This is a genomic window from Exilispira thermophila, assembly GCF_055389015.1.
The window spans coordinates 1,376,363-1,393,245 of sequence record NZ_AP042476.1 but is presented as its reverse complement, the minus strand read 5'-3'; the positions used below and the strand labels follow the sequence as shown (position 1 = coordinate 1,393,245).

Here is a 16,883-nt window from a genome sequence, read left to right as displayed (position 1 = left end):
ATTATTACAAATATATTAATATTTTGCTTGCATAAAAAAAGAAAACATTAAATATAAAACTCACATGTTGATGTTTATTTTTAATATTTTAAAGAGGAGTAGTTATGTATAAAAAATTTTTTGCAATTTTAGTTTTTGTTATTTTAATTTTTTTACTATTTTCCTGTGCAAATATGTATGATAATAGTAATGATAATAATGGAAATGATAATGTTATTGGAAATGATAATAGTAATGATAATAATAATGGGAATGATAGCACTAATGATAATAATGGAAATGATAATAGTAATGAATATATTACAGTTACAAAAATAGGAAGCTGGAGCAGACCTTATGGAAAAGCAGGAAATGCTATTAATACTTTTGTATATGGAAATTATCTTTATGTTGCTTGTGGAAATGGTGGGTTAAAAATATATGATATAACAGACCCAAGCAATGCTCAATATATAACAACTTATGATACTTCTGGATTTGCAGAAGGTGTATATGTTGAAGGAAATTATGCTTATGTTGCTGCTTGGAGTGATGGTTTGCAAATAATTGATATATCAACGCCATCTTCTCCAACTTTAGTTGGAAGTTATGATAATCTTTTATTTGCACAGGATGTATATGTATCAGGGAATTATGCTTATGTTGCTGATGGTGGATCTGGTCTTCAAATAATTAATATTTCAACTCCATCTAATCCAACTTTAGTTGGAAACTATGATACTTCTGGAGATGCAAGAGGTGTATATGTTGTAGGTAATTATGCTTATGTTGCTGATTTTGATGGTGGTTTGAAAATAATTGATATATCAAACCCATCTTCTCCAACTTTAGTTGGTAGTTATAATACTTCTGTAAATGCAGAAGATGTATATGTTGCAGATAATTATGCTTATGTTGCTGATTTTGATGGTGGTTTGAAAATAATTAATATATCAGATCCATCTAATCCAACTTTAGTTGGGAACCGCAATACTTCTGGAAATAAATACGGTGTTTATGTATCAGGAAATTATGCTTATATCGCTGCAGCTAGTGCTGGTCTTCAAATAATTGATATATCAGACCCATCTAATCCAACTTTAGCTGGGAGTTATAATACTTCTGGATGTGCAAATGATGTATATATATCAGGGAATTATGCTTATGTTGCTGATGGTGGCTCTGGTCTTCAAATAATTGATATATCAAACCCATCTAATCCAACTTTAATTAGCAGTTACAATACTTCTGGATGTTCAAATGATGTATATATATCAGGGAATTATGCTTATGTTGCTGATGGGTATGTTGGTTTTCAAATAATTGATATTTCAACTCCATCTAATCCAACTTTAGTTGGAAACTATGATACTTCTGGAGATGCAAAAGGTGTATATGTTGCAGGTAAATATGCTTATGTTGCTGATGGGGATGTTGGTCTTCAAATAATTGATATTTCAACTCCATCTAATCCAAATTTAGCTGGGAGCTATAATACTTCTGGATCGGCATATGATGTGTATGTATCAGGAAATTATGCTTATGTTGCTGATTTTGATGGTTTGAAAATAATTAATATATCAGACCCATCTTCTCCAACTTTAGTTGGGAGCTGCGATACTTCTGGAATTGCATACGATATTTATGTATCAGGAAATTATGCTTATGTTGCTGATGATGATGCTGGTTTGCAAATAATTGATATATCAGACCCATCTAATCCAACTTTAGTTGGAAGTTATGATACTTCTGGATGGGCACACGGAGTTTATGTATCAGGAAATTATGCTTATGTTGCTGATTATCATAGTTTGAAAATAATTGATATATCAGCCCCATCTTCTCCAACTTTAGTTGGGAGCTGCTATACTAATGCAGAAGGTGTATATGTATCAGGAAATTATGCTTATATCGCTGGAGGTATTGCTGGTCTTAAAATAATTGATATATCAAACCCATCTTCTCCAACTTTAGTTGGAAGTTATGATACTTCTGAATATGCATACAGAGTCTATGTATCAGAAAATTATATTTATGTTGTTGATGGAAATGCAGAAGAAGCATTACTAATTCTAAAAACTGAATGATTTAATAAATAAGATATCAATAGAAAAATTATCAATAATAAATTTATCTTTTAATTCTATATTGAGTTAAAAATAAAATGTTTTATCTTACTTTAAGTGATGAAAAGAAATACAAAAATAACAATTATTATAATTATATTTAGTATATTACTTCTAAGTTGTTCTTTTAATAATAATTTTATTAAAAATAATATTCAGGAAAAAAAGTATAATGATTTACTTCAAATACTGGATAAAAAGATAAATAGTTTTAATTTTAGTGATAAACAATACTTATTGCTTTTGAAAGCAATTGTTTTAGAAAGAGCAAAAAAATATAAAGAAGCTATTCAAATTTATGAACTTCAAAAAAAATATATCTATTATGCCAAAAAAAGGATAGAAATAATCTCTAAATATTACATAAAAGAAAATAAGAATAATATTATAAATAATAAAAATAATAGTAATATAGTTAATAATGTTGATAATAATAATAATGATAACAAAAATAATGATTACAATATATTAACAAATAACATTAATAATGATAATAACTATAATAAAAGAATCAATGAAAATAAAGCAGAAAATCTTAATAATGTTAATGTCCTTAGAAATGAACAAAAACCCTATAAGATTCTTGATAATAAAATTATTGAATTTATTAATGATAATGATATTAACCAGATATTAAAATATGATTTTCTAACATTTTTAAAGGACCCAGTAACATATTTTATTTTACATAATGCAACTTTAAATGATAGAAAAAAAGAAAAAATAAAAAATTATAGATCTATTATATCTAACTATATTTTTGATAAAAATGGAAATTTACTGCTTGATGAATATTCTTCATCACAATTATCAAAATATCTTTTTTATTTTGGTATATTTTCATTTTTATTGGGTGAAAATGATTACCTAATATATTTTATTGATTCTTTTATATATGGTAATTTTTATTACTATTCAATATTTTCTGCAATTATTGTAAATAATGTAATTGCTGAAGTAACTGAAAAATATGATGAATATTATAATGGATATAAAGAGGATACAAAAACTAATAATATTAAATCATATATAAATAGTATTTTATTATCTTTTTCAAATGAAGATATTGTTTATATTAAAAAAATATTATTTTTCAATTTTGTTCTGGATAAAAAAGGTTATATAACTGTAAATTTTGATCCTGAAAAAAACAATAGTAATACTAATACTACTATCAATAATAATAGCAATAGTAAAATTGATACTAATACTAAAAATAATAATAAAACTGATTATAGTAAAAATTTTTATTTAAATAATTTTAATTATAAAAAGTTTTATAAATTAGCATTATTTGAAGCAAAGATTAATAAAGATAAAAAAGAACAAATAAAAGAATATGTTGATTTACTTAAAAAGTTTAAAGAAATTTCATTGGATATTGAATATTTAAGGGTTTTGTTTTATTTAAAAGATGGTTCTTTACAAAAAGATCTATATAATAAAGCTTTAACAAATTACTATTATGCAACTAAAGATTATGCAAAAGCAATAGTTTATTCAAATAAAATTTTATCCTATACATTAAAATTAATTAATCCAGATGAAGATAAGTCTCTTTTTAATTTTAAAGATATTATCAAAAATAATGATAAAAATAGTAGTGCCTATTTTAACAAATTTTTTAAGCTTATTTATGTAATTTTAAAAGAAAAAGAAAATAATAAAAATTTTGATAAAGATACAAAAAATAAAAAAGAGATAAATATAGAAAAAAACAGTACAAAAATTACAAGTTTAAATAAATTAAAAAAAATTGTAAATAACAAAGCTTTTTATAAATTTTATAATTTTTTATTTATATCATATCCTTTTACTTATATTGAGCTAATAGATTCTAATATTTCTAAATCCAGCAGTTTAGATAAATATTTATTACTTTCTTTAATTAGAGTTGAGTCCCATTTTAACCCATATTCAGTTTCTATTGATGGTGCAAGGGGGCTTACTCAAATTTTACCTGACACAGCTTCATGGATATTTTATAAAAATCTAAAACATAGTGAGCAATTTAAAAAAAAATTATTTGAACCTGAAATTGCAATTCAGGGTGCAATAAAATACCTTACTTTTCTGGATGAAAAATTTAATTCTCTTTTTCTGTCTCTTGCATCATATAATGCAGGGTATAACAGAATTAAGAGAAATATAAATGATGAATACTATAAAAATGATGACATAAAAACAATTAGCATATTTTATCTTATTGAAACTTTAAAAATACCTGAAACTAATCTTTTTTTAAAAAAAATTACAAGAAATTACATGTTATATAAATATTTATATGATAATGAATCTTTATTATCAATCTTTAGTGGGATTGAAAACAATTGGAAATAAAATTTGAAAGGATAGGAATGAAAATTTTAATAGCAACTCAAAATGAACATAAAAAAATTGAGATGTATGATATTTTTTCTAATTATTTTGATATAAATGGAAAAGGGAACCAATTTAATAAAAAAATAGAGCTTTTTACTTTAAAGGATTTTGGTTTTGATAGAGAAATTGATGAAAATGGAAATTCATTTATTGAAAATGCTAAGATTAAAACCTATGAATCTTATAGATTTTTAAAAGAAAACGGTATTGAAAAAGAGTTTGGGATACTTGGTGATGATTCAGGCCTTGTAATTGAAGATATTACCAATTTTTATAATGAATATAGAGATACTAAAATTTTCCAGGAGATTATTGAAGAAGCTGCTTTTGATGAAAATAATATAAAATTCTGGCAAAGAGATTTAACAAAAATTCAATATCTTCCAGGAATTTATTCCAAGAGATTTGGGTATATAGATGAACAGAAAAAAAGAAATTCTTATGTTTTAAAGCTTCTATCTTTAATTGAAGAAAAAATTAATAAAAATATTTCAAGAAAAGCTTACTTTAATACTTATATATATTATAAAGATTTAAAAAGAGAGTTTAGTGTAAATGGTAAGGTAGAAGGAGTTATAAACAGAAAACCTGTTGGGGAAAATGGATTTGGGTATGATCCAATATTTTTTGTTCCAGAATTGAATAAAACTTTAGCGCAATTAACTTTATCTGAAAAAAATAAAGTTTCCCATAGATCTCGTGCATTAAAAAAATTTATTGAAAAAATAATTGAAGAATTTTAAAAATATTAACATTATTTGATTAGATAAATATTAAAATCTAAAGAATTTTTTTTAAAAATTACTAAAAAAATTATTTTTAAATTTGATATGATAATATTATATTAGACAAAAAAATATTTTAATTTTAGTTTTTTGAATAAAAATAAGGTATTATAAAGGAAAATACATGAACATAGATAATAAATATATTAAATTTTATGTAATTTTAGTGGAAACTGAAACTTCAGGAAATGTTGGTAGTGTATGTAGATTAATGGGAAATTATGATATTGAAAATCTTGTTTTAATTAATCCAAAATATAAGAGTGAGGATGAAGCTATAATGCTTGCTCATACTCCAAAAGGTTTAAGCATCCTGAAAAATAAAATGAAATTTGATACTTTGAAGGAAGCAATTGATAAACTCAACCTTAATACAACAGTTGGATTTACAAGAAGAATAGGGAAAAATAGGGAGATTTCTCTGAATTATCGGGATTATTTTACATCTTTTTTTCAAAGAATATACAATGATAATAATAAAATTAGTATGAATATGAATTTAAATATTGGTCTAGTTTTTGGAAGAGAAAGTTCAGGATTGTATACTGATGAAATCAAATTATGTAACCTGTTGCTTTATATTCCAACTTCTTCAGTTTCCCCTTCATTAAACTTATCTCATGCTGTTGGAATAGTATTAAATGAGATATTTTTTAATAAAAATTTTTATAAAAGCAATGATTTAAAAAAAGAAAACAAATATGAAAATATTGAAAAAAGTAAAAATGTTATTGAAACTGATATTTATAAATCTTCAAGACCAAAAGAGCTTTACCTTAATGGTAAAAGTGGAATGAAGTGGAATGTAGAAAATCTTAATGAACCATCTACAAATGAAGATAGAAAAAAATTTTATGAGGAAATTGTAAAAGTTGCTCAACGTAAAAAATTATTTGTTAGAAATGATTACTATACATTTAAAAAGTTATTTGAAAGGATTTTTAATCAACCGTATATAAGTAAAAGAGATTTAAATTATTTAAAATCTATGATAATGAGGTTTATATATGCAGATATTATTGAAAAGCGAAAAAAGTAAAAAAGTTTTAAATTATATTTTGATAATTCTATTTCCATTTTTTTTATTGTTTTTATTAAATTTTTCACTTGTTTTTTTAAGTGAGAAGTTTGATCTAAAATTTGTACAATCTATTCAGATAAATATTTTGATAAGTATAATATTTGAAATTATTTCCTTTTTAATAATCCCTATCTATTTAATGAGAATTTTTGGATTTAATTTTAAAAATTTTTTTAAAAAAATAGATATTAAATTATTACTAATAATAGTAGTTGGAGTATTTTTTATAACTAATGTAGGTTCTATCTTAACTCAAATATTTGCCAATCTTTTTTTTAATAATCAGGTTATTACTGAAAGTTACATTGAAAATATATTTGAAATGTTTAAGTATAGCGCATATATTGCACTTTTTTCTACAATGTTTATTGCTCCTATTATTGAAGAATTTTTTTTCAGGGGAATTTTAAGTTTGTCTGGTTCTTTTTTAGAAAAAGATAAAAATAAAATATTTTTTCCAATTATATCAGGAATTTTATTTGCTTTAGCACATTTTGATTTTGTCAGGATACCTTATCTATTTACTGTAGGTTTTTGCTTTGCATATATATTTTTAATTACTGAAAATTTATGGTACACAATAATTTCTCATCTGATTTTAAATACTTTTGCTTCAATTGGAGTTCTTATTCTGTTATATTCTAAAAACAGTTCTATAGATTTAGAATCAATAATATATTCTTCAAATACATCCTTAACATCTTTATTTATAAAATTAATAATAAATCTTTTTTTCCTTTATCTTATATATGGTTTATTTAAGAATAAAATTGACGATTATAAAATATCGGAACTTTAAATAAAATAAAACCAATATAGAGAAGAAAGATAGAAAAAAATTAGCAACAATAAAGTAAAAATAAAATTATTGCAATTTTAATGAATATTAAAAATATGTAAAATATAGAAATAAATAAAAAATATATAAAAGAATAAAATATAAAAAAGAATAAAGAACAATAAAGTGATTATAAAAGAAATAAACAAATTATTTAAATAACAAATGTTATAAATGACATCATTATTTAAAAACTATTTAATTAGAATAGATATAATTAAAACAAACAAAAATAAACAAAATTTTAAAAGTTAAACTAATATGAAAATTAGAAATAAAATTATTTCAGTAGTTGTACCTTTAATTGTTATTCCACTTATTTTTATAGCGATACTTTCTACAGAAACTGCTAAAATTGGTATTACAAAAATAGCAAAACAATTACTTTCTTATAAACTTGAAGATTTTTATAAACAGGTTTCTTCTCAATATGATATTTTGTATTCAACAGGCCTAATTCAAAATAAGGAATTTGTTGACAAAGCTTTTACACAAATAGAAGAATATGCAAAAAAATTAAAACTTTCAGAAACTGGATATATTCAGGTTTTTAAATCTGATGGTACAATTTTAATTTCTCCAGTGAATAAAGGAGAAAATATCAAAGATACCCAATTTTTTAAAACAATGCTTGATAAGAAAAATGGGTGGATTGAATATACCTTTAATGGTGAACCCAGAGTAGGGATTTTTCTTTATTTTGCAGGATGGGATTGGTATCTTCTAATATCAGAAAATGAGAAAAAATTTTATTCAGATGCAAATAAAATTCAGCTTCAAATTATTTATATCGGTAGTGTTACTATTATTCTTGTTTTAATTGTACTTTCTTTGATAACATCTTCAATTACAAATCCAATAAGATCATTGATGTTAACAATGAAAGAAATTATTAAAACTCATAATTTGAAAAAGAAAGCAGAAGTTATTTATGCTGATGAAATTGGTGAACTTTCAATCTCTTTTAATATAATGACAGGTGCTTTGGACTCTGCTTATAATCAGGTTAAAAATTATGCATATGAAGCAATTGTAGCAAGAGATAATGAAAAAAGAGTTAGAACAGTTTTTCAGAAATATGTACCAAAAGAAGTAGTAAATCAAATGTTACAAATTAAAGATAAAAACGCTTCATTATTAATAGGACAAAAACAATTCTGTTCAATTTTATTTTCTGATATTAGAGATTTCACAACAATTTCAGAATCAATGGAAGCTGATCAACTTGTTAACTCATTGAATCAATATTTTAATGGAATGGTTAAAAGAATTGTTAAGAATAATGGTATTGTAGACAAATTTATTGGTGATGCAATTATGGCAGTTTTTGGTGCTCCTGTTAAAACTGATGATGATACTAAAAATGCAGTTGAATCAGCATTTGAAATGCTTGAAGCATTAAATGAATTTAATGAGCCAAGAAAAAAAGAAGGGAAAGTAATTTTTAGAATCGGAATAGGAATTGCATCTGGTGATGTTATTGCAGGAAATATTGGGTCAGAACAAAAAATGGATTATACTGTGATTGGTGATCCAGTTAATACTGCATCAAGGCTTGAAGGGTTGACTAAAGTGTACAAAGTTCCAATTATTATAACTGATGTTACTTGTAGTAAAGTAAAAGATTTTTATTTTATGAGGGAGCTTGATTTAATAAGGCCAAAAGGGAAAAAACATCCTATAGCTATATATCAACCTGTAAAATATTTAACAGATGATCTTGAAAATAGTTTGAAATTTTTTAATGAAGGATTGAAATGGTATAAAGATAAAATATGGGAAAAAGCAATACCTTTTTTTGAAAAAGCTTATAGCATAAATGAAGATGGTCCTTCAATTATGTATATTGATAGATGTAAGCATTATATAGAAAATCCTCCACCAGAAGATTGGGATGGAGTTTATATTTTTAAAACAAAATAATATCGCTAATAATAAAATTGAAATTATTGAGATATTTAAAAAATAAAGAATTAATTATATCATAATTGAAATTTTTCTCACTAGGTCAGTTATGAAATTTTAAAAGTTAATCAAAAAAAACATTAACCCTAATTTAATTATATTATATCTTTTAAGTCTTTGACAACTGACATCCGTTCGAAAAATTTCAATTATGATATAAATAGTTTATATTTTTATTAAATAAACGGTAATAATTTCAATTTTATTATCAACTTCACCTACCACGAGAAAATAATATATCCTCTTTTGCATTTGACAACTGACAACCATTCGAAAAATTTTAATAATGATAGACACATTAATTTAACTTATTTAATCATATACAATAATTTCTAATTTTATCATTAACTGCACCTACCACAAATAAATAATTTTAATTTACTATTTTAAAAAATTAGATAAACAAATAATATTTATTAAAAATATTTTTTACTTAAATTTCAAACAACTTTTTAAAAAATGAAAAAATAGCTAAAATTAATTAATTTTTTTCAAATTATTATTAAAAAATAAGTTAGTATTTTAAGTTTTACATTCTTTTATCCTTGTTTTTATTAAAATTCTATAAAACAATCAATTTCCTTTATCCCTTATTATAATATTCACCTAATTTATCTTTATAAAATATAAAAAATTAAGAAATTTTAAATAGTAAAATTTATTCTAATAAGTTGGCTTATTTCTATATAATAAACCCACTACAAAACATATATATTTTATTAAACAAAAAGAAATGTTCCTTTTCAAGAGCTACTTTAAGTATTGTCCTTCTGCTGCTTTTAATTATTCTACCAGCAATATTAATGAATAAAAATCTAAATCTTTTATTATTTAATCTTTTATGCGAAGAATCAATAATTATTCCAATTTGAGTTAATTGATACTGAAGAATTGTTACAAAATTGTATGCAAATACATTCAATAAAACAAATATTTTGTTTATACTCATCTTTTTAGAAGGAATGTAATCTCCTGCAAATCCGAGCTTAAATTCTTTTATAGCTAGTTCTTCATTGGTTCTTTCTCTGTATATTCTAAATATTTCAACAGGGTTTGCTGATTCTTGTTCAATATTAGTACATATTGTTCCAGATGAAAATAATTCGTTTCTTCTTTTGATATGTATTGTTCTTAAATATTCTCTTGAATTTGATTTTTCCATCACAAAATCAGATTCTGCAATAGAATAAATGTCTGATACTTCTTTCCATTTATTCGTTAAAATAGATGTTACCTGAGATAGTGATTCGCTGTTTCTCATCTTAATTACAAATTCATTCCCTGTTTGTTTTAATTTTTGAATAATATTAAATTGATATCCTGCTGAATCACTGATAAGCAATATCTTTTTATTTATCCTTGAAAGTAATTTATTAAGCATATCATATATGCCTTCTTTAGGACTTGTATTTCCTGTTCTTAATTCAAAATCATATATCATTCTTTGTGTACCAATATGCTCCATTAAACATGAATAACTTTTTTCATTTTTATAATTATATTGTGCTTCTTTTTGATATGAAGACATATATGTTGCATCAATTTCAACAATAGGTTTTTTACTATCTTTTAATATATGTGTATCTATTATCTGTTTGTTGATATCTTTTAATTTTTCAAAAACTTTTTCTTTTTTCCCAATTCTTTCTAAAAATGCATAAAAAACTTGAGTTTTAGGTATTTTGTTTAATCCTATCCTTTCTGCAATCCATCTATTTTTAGATAAAAATTTACTAAAATCATCTATTACTGTTGCTCCTCCTATTATTGCACATAAACTTGCAATAAATAATTTTGAATCATCATAATCATTCTTTTTTCTTTTACTTAATATTTTAGAAATGTTTTTATCAAATTTTAATTTTCTAAAGTATTCTAAAATAGCTAATATACCACTATTTGAAATTATTTTCATATTTGGGTCATTTTCTAACTTTACAAATTCTTTTTTCATATTACTCTTTACCTGTTAATCTTTACCTGAATTTTTTTAGAGATAGAGGATATTTCACCTAAAAGGTGAAGTTAGCAAAAATCCTCTATCTCTTTTTTTATAGCATATTTTAAGGTTTTTTTAATATATTTGTTTGAAATTAAAGTTTTTATTTTTTTCTTGACAAAAATTATCATTTATTTTTATTAAAACAATAAAGTATTTTGGGGGAATTTCTATGAAAAGGATAATTTTTGTTTGTTTATTTTTTATGTTGCTATTTTTAATTGGATGTACAAATCAAGTTACCAATAATGACTATCAAAAAGATCAATTTGTAAGCAATATCTCACAAAAATTTACATTACTTAATCAAAATGGATATTTCAATAATATTAAAGATGGTTCATTTAAAAAAAGTATTAATAAAAGTGAAAATGATCCATCCTATATTGACCAATCAAAAATGGAAATTCTTATAAATACTCCTGAAATTGCTTTAAATGAAATGGGAGATGAAGAGAAGGGGTATGAAAAACTTGATTTGACAAATACTATTGTTAATGAGGATAGTACAGCTGAAGATGTTTATCAGAAAATGAATCTTATTGATCCTGAAATGGCAGAAGAATATAAAACAAATCTTACACAAAATATTCAAAAAATAGAGAGAACTAATAATATAAGAATTTCAACTGAAAACATAATTGATTTTAAAAAAATCAAATTAAAAATTTTACCACCTCCTACAAACACAAAAGGTCCATTTGCCAAAGATTTTAATTTGGATACTATTTATTGGTATGCAGGATATTGTGCAACTACAACAGCAGGTCTTGTTTTATACAGATATCGTCCATTTTGGAGCTGGACAAAATGGGTTGGATTGGGTATTGCAATTGCAGGAACAGCAGCAATGACAGGGCAGTTAATTATATGGTATTCAAGCACACCTGAAATTATAGAGTTTGTTAATATGACAACACATCTTTATGATCTTTTTATTGGAGTTATAAATTGTAGCACTCCAGATGGTGCATACAAGTGGCTTGTAAATTATATTAAAAACAATTATCCAAATCTTTGTGGCAAGGTAGATATTGTATTTAAAAAGATTATAAATTATTTTTTTGCACATTATACTAATTTTTATGATTTTTTAAATTTATATAAAAATTATATAAGTAAAGATAATGTATTTGTTACAAAATTGGGAACTGTTTTTTTATCTACAGCAGCACCTGCATTATTTGCTATGGCATTTTGTCCTGCATTGGTTCAATCAATAAGAAATGCCTGGAACAATTTTATTAAATCTATAATTTATGCAATTCCAGGAACTACAATAACTATAACTATTAATGGGATAAAATTAGGACCTATTTAAAAAAATGAGAATATATAGATATAAAAAAGGAGGATATATTCTATGAATAAAATTTTAATTATTTTATTAATCTTTATAATTATTTTCTCTATCCAGATAATGGCACAGGAAAAAAATACTTTAATTGCTTTTTCAGTTGAAAGATTATGTCCATTTCATTTTTTGGGTTATGCAATATACGATAATATAGGTGAGATACCTTTAATATTTGATGTTAGATATGCACTATCAAATTATTTTAATGCAGTATCCAGTTTAACTATTGCAATACCAGCAAGTAATACCAGTAAATTTGATTTAAGAGGCTCATGTGGTATTATATGGTATCTTAATGGGAAAAAATTTAAGGGATTTTACATGGCATTTTATCCTTTATATGAATATGATTTTTTCAATATAATAAATAAACCTGTAATAGGTTCAAATTGGTCTATAACAATAGATTATGGTTATACCTTTAATATTTCAGATTTATTTGTCATTGATATTTGTTTAGGGGGTACATATTTTAATGTAGAAAAGGCTTTTAAAGGTGGAAATATAGGATTCTGGTTTCATTATGACATAAAAATAGGTATAATAATTTAAAGATATTATTTTTTAAATATTCTATAGTATGAAATAACAACTAAATTTATAGAATTTATTAATATGACAAAAAAACTTTTTGATCTTTTTATTTGAGTTATAAATTGTAGCACTCCAGCAGGTGCAAATAAGTGGCTTATAAATTATATTAAAAGAAATTATCCTAATCTTTGTGGTGATGTTAAAGATGCATTTAAAAAGATTATAAATGACTATTTTGCTCATTATACTGATTTTTCTAATTTTTTAAAGTTATATGTAAATTATATATTTAACAATACTGAATTTAGTAAAAAAATTTTCACTGTTTTATTATCTACAGGTGTTCCTATAATATTTGCAATTAGCTTTTGTCCTGGATTGGTTCAAGCAGTCCGAAATGCGTGGAACGCATTTGTTGATTTTATACTAAGTGAATTTCCTTCAGATGCAAATGTTGATATAAAAATTCAGAGTATAAAAATAAAAAAATGGTAAAAAATAATGAGTTTATTAAGTATGAGAAAAATTATTTTGATTTTTTTAACATTTTTAATAATAATAAACTTTTTTTCTTATAAAATAATTGCACAGGAAAAAAATACTTTAATTACTTTTTCTATTGAAAGATTATTCCCCTATCATTTTTTAGGTTATGCAATATCGACTTGTAATATAGGTGAAATACCTTTAATATTTGATGCTAGATATATAATATCTGACTATGTTACCTTAGTTGGTGGGCTAACTATTGCAATACCAGCAATGTATGATAGTAAATTTGATTTAAGGGCAACTTTTGGTATTATATTACATAATGAAAAATTTTTTGGTAAATTTAAAGGACTTTATGGTGCTATATACCCTTTATATGAATATGATTTGTTTAATTTATTTAATAAACCCGTAATAAGTACGAATTGGTGTTTTACAGAGGATATTGGTTATTATTTAAAAATTTCAGATTCAATTGTAATTGATTTTTGCATTGGAACTACAGGTTTTAATATACAAAGGATTTTTACTGAAGGTTTTGAAAATGGGCATTGGGGAGGATGGATTCATTATGATATAAAAATAGGTATTAAAATTTAACCAATTCTTATATTAAAAATAATAATGTAATATTTATTCTCTTTAAACGAATAAAAAATATATAAAAAATTCAAAATTTTTTCTTATTAATAAAAGATACAAATAAAATTATACAAGCAGGATAATTAAAAATAAATTTTTCCCATTTAGAAAGAATTGTTTGAAATTAAATCAATTATCATAAATCTTTAAATTTTTTTATTAAATGGTAATCTTATTAAAAGGTTAAATATATAGTTACTAAGATGATTAAAAAATTATTTACAGTTTTTTTTATTTTTCTTAAAACATCAGCTGTTGGACTTGGTGGCGGATATGCAATGTTTTCTGTTTTTAAAGATGAACTTGTTGATAATAAAAAGTTAATCTCTTATGATGATTTTTTTGAACTATTTACACTTTCTCAAGTTTTTCCCGGGCCAATTGCAATAAATTTTGCAGTTATGTTTGGGAATAAAGTTGCTGGATTCGCGGGGATTATTGCAACAGTTTCAGGTATTATCATTCCCCCTTTTATAGCAATCATTATCTTTGCTGATTTGTTATTAAGATATAAAACAAATAAACTTGTTATCTCTTTTTTGAAGGGGATACGTATAGCGACAATTGCAATTTTAATTGATATTGCAATAACATTTATAATGAAAAGAAAATATAATTTGATTATAATTTCATTGTTAATTCTATTTTCATCTATTTATTTTTTTATGAATTTGAATTCTATTTATGTTATCATAATAAGTGTTATTATCTTTATAAGTTTACAAAAATTAAATATAATAAAACAATAATTAAAAAAAAATATAAATTGTCCGGGATTTAAAATGCTTTTTAAATTATTTTTATCATTTTTTAAAATAGGATTTTTTGCTTTTGGAGGAGGTTATGCCTCTATAAGTTTAATACAGGATGAAATAGTTTTTTCTCATAAATGGCTTGATTTAAAGGAATTTCTTGAAGTAATTTCTATTTCACAGATTACTCCAGGCCCTATTGCTGTAAATGCAGCTACTTATATTGGTTATAAATTACATGGAATAAGTGGTTCAATTTTAGCAACATTTGGTGTTATCTTATCACCTATACTTATTATATTAATTTTTTTATTTTTAGCTAAAAAGTTAAAAGATAAAATGAGGGGAGATGAATTTTTAAAAGCTTTACAAAAAACTGTAATTATTTTATTAATTTTAGCAAGTTTAAGGATACTAAAAGGTATTTCTAAATTAGGATTGGATTATAAAGATGTAATTATCTTTATTCTTGTTTTTATACTTTTAAACTTAAATATTATTTTTAAAAAAGTTAAAATTAAAGTTTATCTTGTTCTTCTAATAGCTGGAATTGTTAGTTTGTTTTTAAATTACTTTTTCTAAATTTTTTTTGATATTATTACTATAATAATATTACAAAAATAATATTTTTATAATATTAATTTTTTTTAAATAATATTATTATTTTAATAATGGATTTTATAAAAATTGTTATTTTCATAATTAATGATTAACATGCTAATTATTAAAAAGGAATTATTAAATGGATTTATTTAATATTGAAGCATACAACTTTGATTTGCCTGAATCATATATTGCAAAATATCCATTAAAAAAAAGAGATGAAGCAAAATTACTTGTGGTTGATAAAAAAGGAAATATAGTTGATGATACAAAGTTTTATAATATTATTGATTATTTAAATGAAAATGATCTTTTAATTTTAAATGATAGTAAAGTTATTAAAAGTAGACTATATGGATATAGAGAAAAAGATAACCGTAATGTAGAAATTTTACTTCTTGATCCATTTCTTGAAATTAAAAATAATAATAAATTCAAGAATAAAGATGAAATAAGTAAAAATAATTTTGAAATTAATAATTCAAAGTTTTATGCTTTAATAAAAAATAGAAAAAAATTTAAGATAGGGGACATTTTAGTTTTAGGAGATGAAACTAAAATTAAATGCAAAATTATAGAATTTGTTGAGGATAAAATAGTTGTTGAATTCGAAAATATTATTACAATTGAAACTCTTGATTTAATTGGAAATATCCCTATTCCACCTTATTTTAAAAGAAAAGCAGAAGAGATTGATGATAACTATTATCAGACTGTTTATTCTAATAAAGGGGGTTCTCAGGCTGCACCAACTGCTGGGTTACATTTTACAAAAGATTTACTAAAAAAGGTTAAAAATAAGATTTTTGATATAAAATATGTAACTTTACATGTAGGTTGGGGAACATTTAGTCCGATTAGAACTTCAAATATTAAAGAGCATAAAATGCATTATGAATATTATGAATTAAAAGAGGATTTAGTTGATACAATAAATTTTGTAAAGAGTAAAAAAGGAAGAGTAATTGCATGTGGAACAACAACTCTAAGGGCTTTAGAGGGAAATTTTAATGATAATGGAAAACTTGTTTCTGGAAATTTTAAAACAAACATTTACATTTATCCAGGATATAAATTTAATATTGTTGATTCTCTTATAACCAATTTCCATACTCCAAAATCTTCTTTATTAATATTGGTTTCTGCTTTTGCTGGAAATGAAAATATAAGAAGATACTATAAATATGCTATAGAAAATAATTATAGATTTTTTTCATATGGTGATGCTATGTTTATTATTTAATTGACTATATCTATTAATTAAATAATATTAATTCACATAAAGAATTTTATAATAGTATATATAAAAACAAGATTTATATAAAAGTGTATTAATAATAATAGATGA

General features: G+C 23.2%; 13 protein-coding genes. 12 read left to right on the top strand and 1 reads right to left on the bottom strand.

Going from position 1 to position 16,883, the window contains the following annotated elements:
* Positions 1 to 104: 104 nt before the first annotated feature.
* From ACZ5EC_RS05930 to ACZ5EC_RS05905, 6 genes are all read left to right on the top strand, one after another.
* Positions 105 to 2,066, top strand: coding sequence for an LVIVD repeat-containing protein (locus ACZ5EC_RS05930; protein WP_464304033.1), 1,962 nt, complete (start codon positions 105 to 107; stop codon positions 2,064 to 2,066).
* Between the two features lie 99 nt (positions 2,067 to 2,165).
* Positions 2,166 to 4,445: a lytic transglycosylase domain-containing protein gene (locus ACZ5EC_RS05925; protein ID WP_464304032.1), complete on the top strand. Its 2,280-nt coding sequence runs from the start codon at positions 2,166 to 2,168 to the stop codon at positions 4,443 to 4,445.
* 17 nt (positions 4,446 to 4,462) lie between these two features.
* Entirely contained in the window at positions 4,463 to 5,230 is a 768-nt protein-coding gene (locus ACZ5EC_RS05920; protein WP_464304031.1) for a non-canonical purine NTP pyrophosphatase, read from the top strand.
* Positions 5,231 to 5,396: 166 nt separating this feature from the next.
* The gene (locus ACZ5EC_RS05915) at positions 5,397 to 6,311 is read left to right on the top strand and encodes an RNA methyltransferase (RefSeq protein ID WP_464304030.1); all 915 of its coding nucleotides are present in this window, start codon (positions 5,397 to 5,399) and stop codon (positions 6,309 to 6,311) included.
* Positions 6,280 to 7,152: a lysostaphin resistance A-like protein gene (locus ACZ5EC_RS05910; RefSeq protein WP_464304029.1), complete on the top strand. Its 873-nt coding sequence runs from the start codon at positions 6,280 to 6,282 to the stop codon at positions 7,150 to 7,152. The genes ACZ5EC_RS05915 and ACZ5EC_RS05910 overlap by 32 nt, the downstream gene beginning before the upstream one ends.
* Before the next feature lie 300 nt (positions 7,153 to 7,452).
* Positions 7,453 to 9,114, top strand: coding sequence for an adenylate/guanylate cyclase domain-containing protein (locus ACZ5EC_RS05905; RefSeq protein ID WP_464304028.1), 1,662 nt, complete (start codon positions 7,453 to 7,455; stop codon positions 9,112 to 9,114).
* A 724-nt stretch (positions 9,115 to 9,838) separates the two neighbouring features.
* Here the strand turns inward: ACZ5EC_RS05905 and ACZ5EC_RS05900 are convergent.
* A complete protein-coding gene (locus tag ACZ5EC_RS05900; protein ID WP_464304027.1) occupies positions 9,839 to 11,110 on the bottom strand; it encodes an IS1380 family transposase in 1,272 nt (423 codons plus the stop codon).
* 217 nt (positions 11,111 to 11,327) lie between these two features.
* Here ACZ5EC_RS05900 and ACZ5EC_RS05895 point away from each other — a divergent pair, with 217 nt between their 5' ends.
* The 6 genes from ACZ5EC_RS05895 to queA all read left to right on the top strand — a co-directional run bounded on the left by ACZ5EC_RS05895 (position 11,328) and on the right by queA (position 16,778).
* A complete protein-coding gene (locus tag ACZ5EC_RS05895; RefSeq protein WP_464304026.1) occupies positions 11,328 to 12,476 on the top strand; it encodes a hypothetical protein in 1,149 nt (382 codons plus the stop codon).
* 42 nt (positions 12,477 to 12,518) lie between these two features.
* The gene (locus tag ACZ5EC_RS05890; RefSeq protein ID WP_464304025.1) at positions 12,519 to 13,064 is read left to right on the top strand and encodes a hypothetical protein; all 546 of its coding nucleotides are present in this window, start codon (positions 12,519 to 12,521) and stop codon (positions 13,062 to 13,064) included.
* 498 nt (positions 13,065 to 13,562) lie between these two features.
* The gene (locus ACZ5EC_RS05885) at positions 13,563 to 14,138 is read left to right on the top strand and encodes a hypothetical protein (protein WP_464304024.1); all 576 of its coding nucleotides are present in this window, start codon (positions 13,563 to 13,565) and stop codon (positions 14,136 to 14,138) included.
* 245 nt (positions 14,139 to 14,383) lie between these two features.
* Complete coding sequence (locus ACZ5EC_RS05880; RefSeq protein ID WP_464304023.1) at positions 14,384 to 14,929, top strand: chromate transporter; 546 nt, start codon at positions 14,384 to 14,386, stop codon at positions 14,927 to 14,929.
* A 33-nt stretch (positions 14,930 to 14,962) separates the two neighbouring features.
* The gene (locus ACZ5EC_RS05875; RefSeq protein WP_464304022.1) at positions 14,963 to 15,514 is read left to right on the top strand and encodes a chromate transporter; all 552 of its coding nucleotides are present in this window, start codon (positions 14,963 to 14,965) and stop codon (positions 15,512 to 15,514) included.
* A 160-nt stretch (positions 15,515 to 15,674) separates the two neighbouring features.
* A complete protein-coding gene (queA, locus tag ACZ5EC_RS05870) occupies positions 15,675 to 16,778 on the top strand; it encodes a tRNA preQ1(34) S-adenosylmethionine ribosyltransferase-isomerase QueA (RefSeq protein ID WP_464304021.1) in 1,104 nt (367 codons plus the stop codon).
* Positions 16,779 to 16,883: the final 105 nt, after the last annotated feature.